Annotated in this window: 14 protein-coding genes; 5 read left to right on the top strand and 9 right to left on the bottom strand. The window is 39.9% G+C overall.

The window, feature by feature from the left end:
* Nucleotides 1–89: 89 nt before the first annotated feature.
* Nucleotides 90–1,130, top strand: coding sequence for an acyltransferase family protein (locus tag ACTJJD_RS13470; protein WP_268450197.1), 1,041 nt, complete (start codon nt 90–92; stop codon nt 1,128–1,130).
* A gap of 19 nt (nt 1,131–1,149) precedes the next feature.
* Here ACTJJD_RS13470 and ACTJJD_RS13465 read toward each other — a convergent pair whose 3' ends face one another.
* Both ACTJJD_RS13465 and ACTJJD_RS13460 read right to left on the bottom strand, forming a co-directional pair.
* Nucleotides 1,150–1,932 (bottom strand): glucose 1-dehydrogenase, encoded by a 783-nt coding sequence (locus ACTJJD_RS13465; protein WP_017366553.1) that lies wholly within the window; start codon nt 1,930–1,932, stop codon nt 1,150–1,152.
* Nucleotides 1,933–2,044: 112 nt separating this feature from the next.
* Complete coding sequence (locus tag ACTJJD_RS13460) at nt 2,045–2,473, bottom strand: cell wall hydrolase (protein ID WP_008342138.1); 429 nt, start codon at nt 2,471–2,473, stop codon at nt 2,045–2,047.
* 539 nt (nt 2,474–3,012) lie between these two features.
* Between ACTJJD_RS13460 and ACTJJD_RS13455 the strand changes: the two genes are divergently transcribed.
* The gene (locus ACTJJD_RS13455) at nt 3,013–4,074 is read left to right on the top strand and encodes a DUF4352 domain-containing protein (protein WP_024719008.1); all 1,062 of its coding nucleotides are present in this window, start codon (nt 3,013–3,015) and stop codon (nt 4,072–4,074) included.
* Between the two features lie 303 nt (nt 4,075–4,377).
* Here ACTJJD_RS13455 and ACTJJD_RS13450 read toward each other — a convergent pair whose 3' ends face one another.
* From ACTJJD_RS13450 to ACTJJD_RS13440, 3 genes are all read right to left on the bottom strand, one after another.
* Nucleotides 4,378–4,716, bottom strand: coding sequence for a hypothetical protein (locus ACTJJD_RS13450; RefSeq protein ID WP_251185521.1), 339 nt, complete (start codon nt 4,714–4,716; stop codon nt 4,378–4,380).
* 173 nt (nt 4,717–4,889) lie between these two features.
* A complete protein-coding gene (locus tag ACTJJD_RS13445) occupies nt 4,890–6,071 on the bottom strand; it encodes an ABC transporter permease (RefSeq protein WP_017358600.1) in 1,182 nt (393 codons plus the stop codon).
* The gene (locus tag ACTJJD_RS13440; protein WP_041508193.1) at nt 6,071–6,811 is read right to left on the bottom strand and encodes an ATP-binding cassette domain-containing protein; all 741 of its coding nucleotides are present in this window, start codon (nt 6,809–6,811) and stop codon (nt 6,071–6,073) included. Before ACTJJD_RS13440 ends, ACTJJD_RS13445 begins: the two co-directional genes overlap by 1 nt.
* 160 nt (nt 6,812–6,971) lie before the next feature.
* Here ACTJJD_RS13440 and ACTJJD_RS13435 point away from each other — a divergent pair, with 160 nt between their 5' ends.
* Nucleotides 6,972–7,673, top strand: coding sequence for a LytR/AlgR family response regulator transcription factor (locus ACTJJD_RS13435; RefSeq protein WP_135226913.1), 702 nt, complete (start codon nt 6,972–6,974; stop codon nt 7,671–7,673).
* Between the two features lie 11 nt (nt 7,674–7,684).
* Nucleotides 7,685–8,650, top strand: coding sequence for a sensor histidine kinase (locus tag ACTJJD_RS13430; RefSeq protein ID WP_440608526.1), 966 nt, complete (start codon nt 7,685–7,687; stop codon nt 8,648–8,650).
* 35 nt (nt 8,651–8,685) lie between these two features.
* On the opposite strand, the gene ACTJJD_RS13425 is transcribed toward ACTJJD_RS13430, so the two are convergent.
* Nucleotides 8,686–9,615, bottom strand: coding sequence for an aldo/keto reductase (locus tag ACTJJD_RS13425; protein ID WP_007498377.1), 930 nt, complete (start codon nt 9,613–9,615; stop codon nt 8,686–8,688).
* Nucleotides 9,616–10,112: 497 nt separating this feature from the next.
* On the opposite strand from ACTJJD_RS13425, the gene ACTJJD_RS13420 reads away from it, so the two are divergent.
* Nucleotides 10,113–11,153: a DUF4352 domain-containing protein gene (locus ACTJJD_RS13420; protein ID WP_440608525.1), complete on the top strand. Its 1,041-nt coding sequence runs from the start codon at nt 10,113–10,115 to the stop codon at nt 11,151–11,153.
* Between the two features lie 48 nt (nt 11,154–11,201).
* Here the strand turns inward: ACTJJD_RS13420 and ACTJJD_RS13415 are convergent, their stop codons facing one another.
* The 3 genes from ACTJJD_RS13415 to ACTJJD_RS13405 all read right to left on the bottom strand — a co-directional run bounded on the left by ACTJJD_RS13415 (nt 11,202) and on the right by ACTJJD_RS13405 (nt 14,716).
* Complete coding sequence (locus ACTJJD_RS13415) at nt 11,202–12,293, bottom strand: SEC-C metal-binding domain-containing protein (protein WP_440608524.1); 1,092 nt, start codon at nt 12,291–12,293, stop codon at nt 11,202–11,204.
* Between the two features lie 193 nt (nt 12,294–12,486).
* Nucleotides 12,487–13,425, bottom strand: coding sequence for a response regulator (locus ACTJJD_RS13410; protein WP_024719015.1), 939 nt, complete (start codon nt 13,423–13,425; stop codon nt 12,487–12,489).
* A 4-nt stretch (nt 13,426–13,429) separates the two neighbouring features.
* Complete coding sequence (locus ACTJJD_RS13405) at nt 13,430–14,716, bottom strand: ATP-binding protein (protein WP_017358607.1); 1,287 nt, start codon at nt 14,714–14,716, stop codon at nt 13,430–13,432.
* Between the last annotated feature and the right edge of the window lie 475 nt (nt 14,717–15,191).

The following is a 15,191-nucleotide window of genomic DNA, read 5'->3' as shown; positions in this document are numbered from 1 at the left end:
GTAAATGCATTGTAGGTGTACCTTTTATATAGTAGAGGTACATATGAAGTAACGGTTTACAATGCTGAGAAGGAAGGAGATGACTGGCCATGAATAAGCGACTCGACTGGGTGGATGCGGCTAAAGGAATCGGCATTCTGCTCGTCGTTATGGCACATGTACCCATTCCTGATTCATTCAAGCAATTTATATATTCTTTTCATATGCCACTCTTCTTTTTACTATCAGGTATGATGTTTCGATCATCCTCACAACCTGCTATGTCATTTATACAGAAAAAAGCGAAAAGCTTGCTCTTACCTTATCTCTATTTCTCCATTATTACGTACGTTTTCTGGTTCACGGTAACCCGATTTTTCGCCTTTAAAGGGCAAACAGATATTGATCCCTTCGTTCCATTTACGGGAATTTTCATTTCAAATGCCGATGAAGCAAGACTGACACATAACCCAGCCATCTGGTTTTTAACGACGCTCTTTTTAGTGGAAATGTTGTTTTTCTTGATGCATCGTCTGACAAAAGGAAAACCAGCTGTATTGATTTTACTGACCGTCCTTTGCGGCGGAGCCGGATATGCTTCCACGCTATTGTTAAACCAGAGTCTCCCTTGGAACGCCAACGTTGCGTTAACGGCTGTTGTGTTTTATTCAATTGGATTTTTAGCAAAACAATGGTTTGTGGAATTAAAAACAGATCCTACCCTTCTGTTATGTACAGGTCTGCTTGTACTGACTGCATATATGCAAAGCTTTAATTCACGAATTGATATGCGGGTGAATGACTATGGGGATCTATTCATTTTTTATGCTTGTGCACTGCTCGGTTCATCTGCTGTCATTTATTTAAGCTTCAAATTGAAAACGTCCACGATATTGACGTATCTCGGACGTCATTCCATTGTGATTCTCGTCCTGCAATTTGCCGGTATCGATATCATGAAGGCATTTGTTTATTATGGGCTAGGCATCAATATCTCTGATACAGCGCAGCTTTCTTGGACGCTCTTTTATACGATCGGTACATTGCTGCTCATGGTGCCATGTATCTCCTTCTTGAGCAAGTATCCTATGCTGCTCGGCAAACCAGCAAAGTCAGCACACCGCTACAAAGAAAAAACATCCGCCGGCTAATGGGGCGGATGTTTTTCTATTATTCATCATTTAATTGAGAAGGATAAAGCGTCATTCCTCCATCAACAAATAATGTAGTACCTGTAATATAGGCAGCTTCTTTTGATACGAGAAATGCAGCGGCGGACCCAATCTCCTTCGGATCGCCAAACGTTCTCATCGGAATTTTCTCAAGCTGCTTTTGTTTTTTCTGTTCATCTTGAAGATCGTCATTTGATTCCGTTGCCATTGTACCTGGTGCAATCGCATTGACCCGAATACCCGCTTCGGCATAATCAAGAGCCAGCGTCTTCGTCATCATATTCATTCCTCCTTTAGAAGTAGAGTAATGAACATTGAACGGACGCGGGATCTCTTGATGGACACTGGATATATTCAAGATTGATCCTTTCACATCATGTTCCATCATATAGGCAATCGCTGCCTTTGCTCCTAAAAATGAGCCTGTGATATTCACATCAATGACCTTTTGCCATTGTTCCAACGTCATTTCATGCGGCATTGCTTCTTCACCATTAAATCCTGAATTATTGACGAACACATCTAGTGCGTTAAAATTCTCCAGCGCGGCATCCATTAACGCCTGAATTCCTTCCTCTTTGGAGACATCTGCGTGTACTTTCACCGCCCTACCTCCATGCTGCTGAATGGCTTGTACTGTTTCTTCAGCACCCTCTTCATCGCCTTTATAATTCACAACCACGTTCATTTGTTCTTGTCCAAATCTCAAGGCGATGGCTTGTCCTATGCCTTTAGAAGAACCTGTCACAATGGCTGTTTTCCCTTTTAAGTCTTGATACATCTTCATTTCCTCCAATCACGTGCTTCATCTTGTTGATACACAATGGTTACCCATTTTGAAAAAAAGAAAAACACAATCCTCTTGAATACAAAGGATTGTGCTGTTCATTAAGCTAAAAGGTGTTATAAACATTCTCACATGTTTCAGCTGTGGGCTGGTAAAAGCAATGTGACTTATACCTTGCCACAAACGGCTGATTGTACCAAGTGGATGGACAATTTCCAGGCGGTTTGAAATACCAAAGGCTGAATTTCGCAGGCCAAAATCGTTCACCATTAATGTTCCTCCGTGCAAGTGTCTTTTCACTTTCTCGTGCTCGCTGATAAAAATAGCCATGCGTGACTGCCTCAAACGCATGCTCCTGATAAATCATTTGTGGAATCGTACGCAGCCCTTTAAAGTCAGAACAGTTGGCACGCAAACGATTGATGCCTACATTTCCTACAAGCAGCATCCCTTGTTTCCCTTCACCTTCCGCTTCGGCTCTCAGCAGTCTGGCCATTAAATCAATATCAGAGCTTGTCGCTCTTACCACTGCCATACATCCACCTCCCATTCATTTCTCTTTTATTTTATGTAGGGTTTCTGTGTAGATGACTGCCATTTTGAAGGGAAAAGACACATTCCGTGTCGAGAGCCTGTCTAAATACCTCAACATTTCGCTGGACAAGTGTCTCTATGTCAACAACACACAAACCTAGTGATCATACACATCACAGGAAAAAATATTCATTACTAACGACTCATTTACAAGTCATAAAAATCCTTCTATTTGCTACATCTTCTTCAAAAACAGTCATTTGAACCTATTCAATAATCCGACTCAAAACCTTAAAATATAAAATGTTGAGTTTTTACAGGAGATTTCAAACAATAAAATACACATTTCTCCTCTCAACATAGTGTCATTTTTACTACTTGAAGTGGATGAACCTTTCGAACGCACTGAGGTATTGACAGTACTTTCGCTTCATTCTACAGTAAAAAACATACAGTATTTTTCTTTTTGTGCAAAAAGAACGATATGAACTAAAGCTTTCCAATGAAATTCACCATAAAACCCGAGGAGGAAAACATCTCATGTTTAAAAAGAAATTATCCCTGTTTCTTCTGATTTTGTGTGTAACTGTTGTCGCTGCTGCTTGTAGTGGTGGAAAAGACAAAACTGCTGCGAAAGAAAGCGATACAAAAAAATCCCTTGATGCAGCTGAAGTAAAAGTAGAAAGTGCTGAGTACACTTTACCACCTCAATACGATACATCTGTTCAGGATGATCAATATGTCCTAAAAGTGAATGTATCTGTAAAAAACATCAGCAAAGAACCATTGAATGTGGATAAAAGCAACTTTACGCTTTACCAAGATGACGCTCAGGTGTCTACCATCTCTCCTGATGACTACAACGAAGTATTATCTTCAAGCTCTCTAAATGCAGGTAAAGTATCAAAAGGCGGTCTTTTCTTTGTGGTTGATAAAGAAAAAGACTATCAATTGGTTTACACAGAGCCTGGTACTGGATCGAAAAAAGATGACAAAACACTAGAATTCGATATTAAAGGAAAAGACTTGATGAAAAAGGCAGATACACTTCAAGCGTCTGCAAAAGCCCTTTCTTCTTATATTGATGTCATGATTTTTGGCAAGAAAAATGACGATTTCGAAAAACTAACAGGTGATAACAAATCAACTGTCGTAAACGAATTTGATAAATCATTCAAACAAGGCTATATTTCTTCTTCTGGTATTTCATCTAGCTCAGCAAAAGACGAAAACCTTGATAAGCTTCTAAAAGCTGTAAAAGAAACATTAGCTGAAAAATCAAAAGTATCAACGAAAACAAAATCAATCAGCGGTGATAAAGCTGTTGTGACTGTGACACTTACACCAATTGATGCAAGCCCGCTTGTCGATCGTTTAAAAGAAAAAGCAACTGAATTCTACAGCAAAAACCGTACAGCATCTTATGATGATGCACAGAAATATCTACTTTCTATCTATCCAGATGAATTTAAAAAATTAGGACCATCATCTTCTGAAGAAACAGTAGAAGTGAACATGAAGAAAAACGATATCGACCAATGGAAACTTGATTTGAACGACTACAAAACAAGCTCATTGGTTGAGAAGTTCATCAAGAACTAAAGAAAAACCCCCGTTTCCCGGGGGTTTTTTTAGTCTTTTTTCGATTGATGTCTATATTTGGTTCCAACATATATACAAGTAAAGAAGAAAAGCGTGACCCATATCCACAAGACATTCACCATCAATAATATGATGGCTACTATGATCAAAATCGTCAGATCAAGTTTCTTTTCTAGTTTTTTATGGGTAAGAACGAAAGTGATTAATAGAAAAGCGATGAAGCAGGTGATTCCATAACTGAAGACGGTTGGCAATTCTCGCATCTCCTTATCGGGAAGGCTTATACTGACAAAAGGAAGCATATTATGAAGAGGAATTCCCTTTTTCAGCATCATATTCTTTTATGATGTCAATTGGATCAATGGCATCGTCTTCTTGCATGTATTCCTCTACATAAGGAGTGATTAATTTCTCGAACCTTTGCTCATCGTTTACTAAAGCAATATAAGTTTCATAGCCTTCATAATCAGATGGGAATAAATGTGCAACAGAACTACCTGTTTCTAAAGCTCTATCAATTGCATTTCTCAATTCTATCAGTCCTTTTTTATTCCCTAAAATGAAAGCTTCAAAATGATGTGTTTGCTGAGCATATATATTACATAATCCCAAAACATCATCGTCTTCTACTTGATAACTCATATACAAAACCCCTTTTAAGTAAAATTAAGTAAAATTTTACACGACTGAGCATTTTTATTCTATAACCTCCTTCACATTGTGACCCAATTTTTATCACTCATTTAAACATACAAAACAAAAAACTTGTAGAAAAAATCTACAAGTTCTTCATTTCTATCAATGAAATGATCTTTCTATTTCGCCAGCATCCATTTCTCTTTCATAAACAAACTTCTCACGATGACAAACAAAATCATCACTGTCAGCGCCGAGGAGCCGAGCGTCAGGGCAATTGACATCGGGTCAACAATGCCAAACATCAATTGCTTGCATAGTGCGTGAATATTAAGGAATGGGATCGCAAAATAATACGTATCTAGCTGCGTAGCGCCTGCTCTCATGGTGAAAAACATCGGAATCACACCTAGTGTAATGATCATGGACATGTACGATTGTGCTTCTTTCACTGAGCTTGAAACGACACTGAGCAGCAGTTCAATCATGGATACCATGAATGAGAAAATAATTAATGCCGCAAACATAACACCGATGATGCTCCACACTTGATCTCCGAAGTTCAGCGCTTGTTTCAGTTTTTCTGTAAAGAGCAATGTAGAGAGCAGCAGCATACCAATCGCCACAATGCCACTTAATATACCAAACATAGAAACAGCTAGCCATTTTCCAATTAAAAGCTGAAGTCTGCTGGCCGGTGTCAGGAATAAAGCTTCAATTGACTTTCTATCCTTTTCACCTGCTACGATATCAAGCGCAGCTGGCAAAGCACCTGAGATCACAGAGGTCACTAAAATCATTGGAAGAAGAATCGACAGCAGCATGGTGGTCACCCCGTTTTCTCCATCCCCGTCCTCTCCTTCTTGCACATCAACCGATTGCACCTCAAACGGATGAATCACTGACGATTTGATCTGATCCTGTGCCAAACGCTTTTCTACGACTTGATTTTGATATTGTTCAAGCAATGATTGCAGCATTTGAACCGCAATCACGGAATCATCATCTGTTGGATACCCATGGACTTTAATGGCAAACGATGTTTGATGCTGAAGCATATCGCCTGCATCTTTTGGCATTTCTAGATAAGCATTTGCCTCACCGTCTTTAACGGCTTGCTGCGGGTCATCAAATGTTTCAAGTTTCAGGTTTTTCACTTCTTTGATCATATCATTCATATCGGACGGAAGCTTTTCATTGATTGCGACTGTATACGTTTTGTCGCCTGGATCAGCGATCATGCTTTCGTAGAAAAACACGAGTCCGAGCATCGTCAAAAGAGGGATCAACACTGTTAAGAGCAACGTTTTCCTGTCTCTGAGCGAATCTGTCATTTCTTTTAAAAAGACGGTTTTCCACATTATGCATTCCCCCTTGCGAGCTTCGACATAAAGATGTAATTCAAGTCTTCACTTTGTTCCTGTGCATATAATTCTGGAAGCGTTCCTTTGTACACGAGCTCTCCTTGATGAATCATCATGACACTGTCACAAAGCAGGCTGACTTCTTCCATGATGTGGCTTGAAAATAGAATCGTTTTATTTTGCTGTTTCAACTGATGAATAAATTCTCTGAAAATATTACTCGATGTGATATCTAAACCTGTTGTCGGTTCGTCAAACAAAATAATGTCAGGGTCATGAATCAATGTTCTGGCAATCGCCACCTTTTGCTTCATCCCTCTTGAAAATCCTTTTACCTTGCGATCCATGTACTGCCTCATCCCGAATCGCTTTGCTAAATCCTCAATTCTTGCTTTGATTTCATGCTGATCTAAGCCATATAATTTCCCAAAGTATTCAAGGTTTTCACGAGCCGTCAAACGGTCATAAAGTCCCGTCTCACCGCCAAATAAGACCCCAATTCGCTTCTTCACTTCAGTTGCTTCTTTGACTGTATCAAAGCCTGCGACAGTGACTGATCCGTGCGTAGGCTCTAATAATGTGGCAACGGCGCGTAATAATGTGGTTTTCCCCGCTCCATTTTCTCCTAAGATGCCGACGACTTCTCCTTCCTTCACGGAGAATGTCATATGTTTCATCGCCTTTACGACTTTTTTCTTATCTGTAAACCAGCAACTACAATCGCTGAGAGTAATCATTTGGTTCGCCCCTTTCGACTATCTACGTCTATGATAGAAAAAATACAGCCTGTCTGACATAAAAATGTCGCGAAACGTCCTTTTTCTGTCTTGAAATGATCCATTTTAAAAAACAAATGGTAAAATAGACAAATAATAAGAAGAGTCATAGGTGATTTTTATGATAAAAGTAGGTCTTGTCGATGATTACCGAGTGGATTTAGAAAAGCTGCATGCCATTGTCGGCAGAATGGATGCCGTTGACATCGTTTTTGTGACGCAGTCAGCGGAGGAGGCATATGAGAAGGTCAAACAGGGCGACATTGATCTATTGTTTGCAGACATTGAGATGCCTGGCATGTCAGGCTATGAATTAGCAGACCTTATTCACTCTCATGCACTGAATGTAGATGTTGTATTTGTGACGGGGAACAGTGGGTATGCTGTCCATGCCTTTGATTTGAATGTCCATGATTATATTATGAAGCCTTATCAAGCTGATCGAATCGCCAAATCCTTAGAGCGCTACATGTCCACCAAGCAGGAGAAAAGCATTCACGGACGGCTTCTCATCAAGCAGCAATCAAATATCCATGTACTGCAAAAAAAGGATGTCATCTTTGTTGAACGTACTGGCAGGTCGACGACCATTGTCACAACAACAGGAGATATTCAGACATACCAAACTCTCAACGAGTTAAAAGGTGATTTAGCTGAGAAAGACTTTATCCGCTCCCACCGCTCGTTTATCATCAATATTCATTACATCAAGAACTTTTCGGCGTATGCCAAAAATTCATTTATCGTGTCTTTTGAAGGGACTGATAAAAAAGCCATGATGACGAAGCAGCAATTAGAATACTTTAAGAAATACTACTTTTAAGGAGAACGAACGTGAACGCTTTCTATCTTGGATTTCGCATATATACGCTCATCTGGCTCGGTCTTGCAGTTCAAGCTGCTGCTAAAGCTGTTCTGCCTTTGTCATCAAGCATGGTGTGGCTTCTGACCTTTTGCATCATGTGCCTTTACACCTTTTTCATTTACAAAAGGTTTTGGCTAGGTATGAATGGTTACATGATATTAGGCACTTTTGTGCTCATCACCTGTTCAGGCATTTCACTTTTTCTCACGCACGGAAATGGACTAAGCCATCTTTTAACTGTCATCATCATTTTGACAGCCGATCTCCTTTCCTTCAAGGTGATGCAAACGGAGCAACGATTAAATGGACGGCTTCAAGAGCTGATTCATGCTGAGTCGAGAACCAATGACTTGCTGCTTGAGCTGCGAAGTAAACACCATGAAACAGCTAGACATTTAAATGCCTTTTCCGCATCGAATGATGAGCATGAGATCAAAGATTTGATTCAGCAATACGTGAAACATTTCCCTTGGATCAAAGGGGAAAATGCTTATTTGGCCTCCACCCTTCATTCCTTTTTCCAGCGGGCTGAAAAAGAGGAGATTGCCCTTTCACTAGATCTTCAAGCACCCTTTTCTTCTCTTCCTTTTTCTAAAGCGGATCAGGTGAGTTTTACTGGCAACCTGCTTGATAACGCATTAGATGCCGCCATTGAAGCGAAGCAAGCTGGGAACGAGGGAAACATCTCGATCACGACTTCCATACGGAGCGGGCTCTTTTTAATTCATTGTGAAAACAGTACGAAGGGCATGGAAAAACACGTATTAGATCATCTGTTCAAGACGTTTGGCCGCTCGACAAAAGGCGGTGATCATCAAGGTATGGGTACTTATATCATTCATCAGCTTGTTGAAAAGGCAGACGGCACGCTTGATTTTACGTATCGTTCTCCAAACCTGAGGCTCGTGATCAAGATTCCTCTCACAATGGCATAAAAAATAAGGTGCTACTTGGCACCTTATTTTTTATATTAAGAAAAGATCTGATCGATTTCGTTGATTTCTTCTTTTGTTAATTGAACATCGTTTGTTTTCAAGTTTTGTAAGACTTGCTCGGCTCGTTTTGCACCTGGAATAATGGCATCAATGCCATCCTGCGCCAACAGCCACGCCAGCGCTACATGGGCTGTTTCGGCATGTTTTGATTGCGCAATGGCCTTCAGCTTGTCTACTTTTTCGAGGTTTTGAAGGAAAGCATCGCCTTGGAAAAGCGGGTCCTTTGCTCGAATATCATCAAATGTCGCATCCTTTGTAAACTTCCCAGTCAACAGGCCTGACGCCAATGGAAAATAAGGGATAAAGGAAATCCCATGCTCTACGCAGTATGGGAGAAGGTCTTGCTCGGCCTGACGTTTCAGCAGAGAATACTCTGATTGAAGCACGTCTAAGTATCCATCTCGATTAAAGGTTTGAAGCTGTTCAAAATCAAGGTTTGATGCCCCAATTGCCCGGATTTTCCCCTCATCCTTCAATTCCTTTAAAGTACCGGCCACTTCATCCAGCGGCGTGCGGCCGTCTGGGAAATGCATATAGTACAAATCAATATAATCGGTTTGGAGCCTCTTCAGGCTGTCTTCGACCTGCTGTCTTAAGAAATCACGGCTATTGTCCAGTTCGATTTGTCCGTTTACTTCTTTATGAGCCCCTTTTGTCGCAAGAACCAGTTCGTCTCTGCCGCCTCTTTTGGCAATGATCTCACCAATCAATTCTTCTGAACGGCCCAGCCCATAAATAAAAGCAGAATCTAAGAAATTGACACCATGATCAAGAGCAGTTTCTACTAGCTCCCGCCCTGCATCTTCACTCAGATTCGGGAATAAATTATGGCCACCCACTGCATTTGTTCCAAGCCCTATCGGATTCACCTGTAAATCAGTTCGTCCAAGCGTTACTTTTTTCAAAAGCTCATCTCCCTTATCTGCTTAATCATCCTTATTTTCCCATGAATCATTTTCAACATTCAAGTATTCTGCTCTCTGAAAATCAATCTGAAGGTGGACGCTTTGAAATAAAAAGATTCGTATGTGAAGATATACTTAAACGAAAAGTTTTGCGATGTGAATCCTAACACATCTTTTGAAATGAAAACTACCTCCGTTTCAAGATTTTTACACACAAAACATTTAAAACTCATGATAAATAGATAAATTAATTCTTATTAACTAGTATATTCTACTTATTAAATTCCGTTTTTTATAGGTATTTGTGTAAAAATCTATCAAAGATAGGGACTAAAACCTATTCCTCATCACGAATGAAATTCGATAGAATGAATAGTGCAAATCGTCATTAGGAGATTTTCCCCTTTAACACCCGAATATACCATTCTATCTGTTTCTTTTTTCTCAGTCAGATAGCGGGAAGAAAATGACGAAAGAAAAGCAAAGGAGCATCAACTGTGAATCTTAAAAAAATAAGTGCACTCCTCATGATTTCATTCGTGATGATCATCTCTGCAGCCTGCCAGAGCTCAGCAAAATCAACAAAGGCTGACCAAAAATCAACAAAAACAGCAGAGGTAAAAGTGAATAGCTACGAATATACGTTACCAGAAGACTCAACAACTACCTTGCGAGACAATGAATTGGTGTTAAAAATCAACCTGACGATCACCAACAAAGGTGACAAAGCCCTTTCACTATATAACTCTGATTTCACCCTTTATCAGGACGATGCCAAAGTCTCTGATTTAAAATTCTACGGCAGTAAAGACCGCCTTGATCTTGGGTCATTGAACAAAGGGAAATCACTATCAGGAGCTCTTTATTTCCTAGTAGATAAAGGCAAAAAATATCAGTTCGTGTACCAAGATAGCATCAAGAAAAACAGCGATTCGATCGAAATTGAACTAGATGGCGAAAAGATACTGGATACAGCGAAAAAGCTAGATAACCCAGCAAAAGCACTATCTGCTTATACAGATCTCATTGTTTTTGACAAAAAGAATGATCAATTCTCAGAATTAACAGGTGACAATCAATCAGATGTCGTTAATAAATATCACGAAATGTTTGTAAAAGACTTCAAGAGAAGTGCAGGCATATATGGAAACGAAGTCGGTGACCGCGATATTTTATCCATGTACAAACGCATGCAAAATACAATGAAGGATAAAGCGAAAGTGGAAACAAGTGTGAAAACCATCTCAGATGACGAAGCGAAGGTTGTCGCTCAAGTAACCGGTATTGATGCTTCTAACTTAAAAGACAAACTAGACAAACAAAGAGATGAGTTTTACAACGGCAAAATCCGTTCGAAAGAAGAATTGTATAAGAAAAGCTTGAATATGTACGCATCTGAGTTTGAAAAGCTTCCTCCAGTCTCAAGCCCTGCTGAGTATGAAGTGAAAATGAAACGTAACGGAGATGGTCAGTGGAAAATTGACCTCAATGATTATAATACAGAGCAATACATGAGTGGTTTTATTAAAACAAGATGATGAAAAAAAGACGCTGGCTCCTTGAAAGGTGCCGCGTCTTTTTTCATGCTATGATAAAGTCGTCTCTTGCTCTTCTTTGACCGCTTTTTCAATGTCTTTAAATCGGCTCGATACAGTGGACGCACTAATACCATACTTTTTAGCAACTTGTGCTTGAGAAAGCGGGGCATCGCTTGCAAGTGAATGAATATAATATTCGATTCCAGCAGCAAATGACGCCGCTTTACGGATCACAGGTGCTTTCTGATCACAGTAAGCTTTCCAAACTGTTAAAGCGCCATCTGTCAGGCTTTGGTCACCGTGCTCTTTCATCCCGTCTTCAATCAGCTTGGCTGTTTCCAGCTGAGCGTCACTAGCCCAGTCCATCCGATCTGCTGATAGTCCTACTGTACTTCCTTCTGTTTGAGCAGGCGCTTCTGTTTCTTCAACTTCTTGCTTCGCAAACATACACTTCAGCACTTCAGGGAAGGCTTCTCTCATAAATGTACTACGTGCTCCTCCGTTTGCCTCATGTGCTTCAACGAGCTGGCGAACCTGAAGAAGAAGCGTATCAGTAAACTCTTTCGCGAACATCGTATATTGAATGAAAAACTCTGCTTTTTCTTCAAACTGAACAGGGAAACCTAGAACAAGACTACCTTTCTCTGGCAGCACGGTTTGATCCGGCTTCACATCAACTTCAACCTTCTCAGCTGTCACCATATTCTCAAAGTAAAGAGACTCGTCCGTTTTTTCATTTAATAAAAGCAAAGATGGCTCCATGTCTGTCCAAGATTCAACCACTTGTCTTGTTTTAGGACGGGTAATATCTTCTGCTTTTTTTGTCAGGAATTCTTGGAAGATGGTCTCTTTCTTATCTGTTAATGGGCGGAAGAAAATGCCCCATACACTCAAATGAAAGACTGAGATTTGTTGCGTTTCTTTATCCATATCTGCTAGGAAAGAAAACTCATTAATGAATTGATTGATCGCTCTCTGATGCTTAGAGAACGCATAATTCATTAAATCCTTTTGAACTTGTACAGCTTCCTTAAACACAAGCTCAGACGTTTGTTCTCCGCCTGACTTTTGACCACAGCAATGTTTATATTTTTTTCCGCTACCGCATGGGCAGAGTGCATTTCGTTTAATTTTTCCCAAAATAAAACCTCCGACATTCTAGTCTAACCTCACTATTTTAACAAACGATTGCACAGGAGAGTTTTATTTTCAAGAAAAAAGAAAAATCAGAATGATCAGATAAATAACAAAGACGTCTAAAAGAGCAAGGCGGCTCATAGTCAAAAGCACTCTGTCTCTGTTTATTTTCTCCAATCATTCCAATAGATTTCCCTCAGCTCATCCCTTCGAATAGCTGCTTTGCTTCAAAATAAAAGATTTGCACGAACTTTTTCGTATTGACTCTGCCTGTTGACCCTGCAGATGAAGAAGTCTTCTGCATTTCTTTCATCCTTTGGCTGACATCAGTGAAATCAAAAAACTTCGACGCATAGTGCTCAAATTTAGGATTTGAAAAATCTGTGAGCCCAAGTGATGCGAAATGATTTAAGGAATGATGGATGGCTCGTCTAATTCGCTGCTCTGCTGCTTTCACTTCCCGCATCACTTCCACATCCGCCGCACCACGACCAAGCTTTCGTTCCGCCGTTTTGATAAATAGCTGCTTTAATGGCGGAAAATTCACCTCATGAGAATTGGCTGTCTGCGTTTCATGTAAGTAGATCAATATCTCTAGTAAATCCTTAGAGCCACTCTCTCCGACAATTCCTAATTCAGATAGGAGGAATTCCCCTGCCTCTTTCATCGTTCTTCGCTTTGATCCAGTACCTGTCTCATGAGAAATCACTGGCTCTAATGGCAGCACATGCCGAAGAGAAGCTTGAATATCGTAAATTGATTTTTCCAGCTTGATCCGCTCCATGACCTTTCGAATGACACTGACAATCTCAATTCGATTGACGGGTTTATGAATATAATATTCAATTCCAAGTTCATAGGCTTCTGCCATCATCTCTTTTGCTTCTACTTGAGATATCATGATGACCTTGCCTTTGAATTCAGGGTGAATATGACGTATGGTTTGAATGCCGTCTCTAGCTGGCATTAAAAGATCAATCAGAAGGATGTCTACTTTTTTCAGGTTCAATGAATGCGCTTCTAATCCAATGCCGTCATCAGCTTCATCCACGACCTCTCCTAGATCCTCATCCTCAATGATCTGACCTAAAATCGAGCGTATTGCACGATCATCATCTGCAATGAAAAATCGCATACACTCACCCTCTCTGTATTAAATTTTTTATCGGAAGGACAAGCTGAAAAGCTGTTCCTTTCGTTTCTTTCTGCTCAATCTGGATTTGACCGTCCAGCTCTTGAACCAGCTCTCTCACATAGGATAAGCCAATCCCAGTTGACGGTGTTCCATAAGCATCAAATTTTGAGGTATATCCAGGATCAAATACAATCTCTCTCAATTTCTCAGGAATACCCGGTCCATCATCCTCGACCCGAATCTCTATTTTATCATGACTCCCTTTTAATACGAGTGAGATGGCTCCATCATCCTTGATTGCTTCAACTGCATTTGCCATTAAATTATTAATCAGCGATAAGAAAATGAACACATGATACTCATGCAAGTGAATGCCTTTTATATCAGATGTAAAGGAAATGTTCTTCCCGAGAGATAGCGCATATTTCTCTTGAATGCGAATCACGATTTGAACAAGATCCTCTGCCCTCATATAATCTTGCATATTTTCCTTTGAAATCAGCTTTGAAAGCCCAGCGTAAATACGCTGATTGTCCTTTTTGACTTCATGTATTTCCCCTGCAAGCTTCAGCAGCTCCTGACTCACTTTCTTTCCTGCCTCATGTTCATTCAGCAGACGATAGAGCCGATAGGATTCTTGCGTTATGTGCTCTGTATGATTTAACGTTTTCTTTAAATGAACTGTTTCCTCATATAAATTTGAAATGACCATCATCATATGCTCATTTTGCTTCATGATTTGTTTCTCTCTTGATTGTGCCTCATACAGCCTCATCATATTAAAAAAGCTGATGACCACGAAGCTGTGAGCAAATGCAATGAGGATCATATCACTCAGCTTTGAGAAAGTCATGGTTGTATCAAACACTAAAAATTGTACAAACAGCTCAACAAAATCAGCCAGCAGTTCAATCATCAGTCCGATCAGCCCAATAAAAATGGAACGCTGCTTGAAACGGCCTGTACGGACAACAAAGAAAAGAAAAGCATATGTAAAGTAAAAAAAGAAGCTCGGAAACTGCTGATAAAATGACAGAGCCAGATCAGCTTTTTGCTGAATAAGATCTAAACCTACCCGAAATAGGACAATGGCTGCGCCTGTTAAAAACCCTGGCAGCAATGGTCTTGATTTTCTTAAAAGTAATAAGCAAAAGAAAAACGCAGGTGCCCCAAAACTAATACGAAATGTTTCATTCACAGGATAAAACTTCAGCTCTCCCGCAAGCGGCACAATGACGATCATAAAAATCAAAATAAATGCGTCTTTTTTGACAAGCTGGTTTAAACTCAAATGACTGACATCCCTTCCCCTGTTTACATAGCCACAGTATACAAGGAGACTCTTTGCTTCACAATGAGCAAAAAAATTATTTTCACGGCTACTTCTCTCTTCAAAATCATTTTTTATGACTATTCTCCGAGAAGGCATGGTGACCTTTCAGCTATTCTACGATTTGGAGATTGTCTACAATAATGGGAATTGTTTAGACAATTACATGCAGACTGATTTTTATTTGTAAGTTTTTCTGTAGATTTTCGTCAGATTGTGTAGTTTCCAAGATAAATTGAATGAACAATTTTAGTGAAACTATATGTAAGCGTTTTCTGAATTTTCACTAAAAACCCTTTTTGTTGTTTCGCCGCCAAAGCCTTCATTTGAACATATATTTAGGTGTAAAGGAGTGGTACAAGCAGCGCATGACAAGTTCTTTGAAGATGTGTAACATGTTTTCGTGCCTATTTGATCGCATTTTTTGTCATCCGCC

The sequence above is a fragment of the Bacillus sp. 22446 genome, assembly GCF_052044955.1.
Taxonomy (GTDB): Bacteria; Bacillota; Bacilli; order Bacillales; family Bacillaceae; genus Bacillus; species Bacillus altitudinis.
Note: the sequence above shows the minus strand (reverse complement) of the source record. Positions and strands in the feature narration are given on the sequence as shown.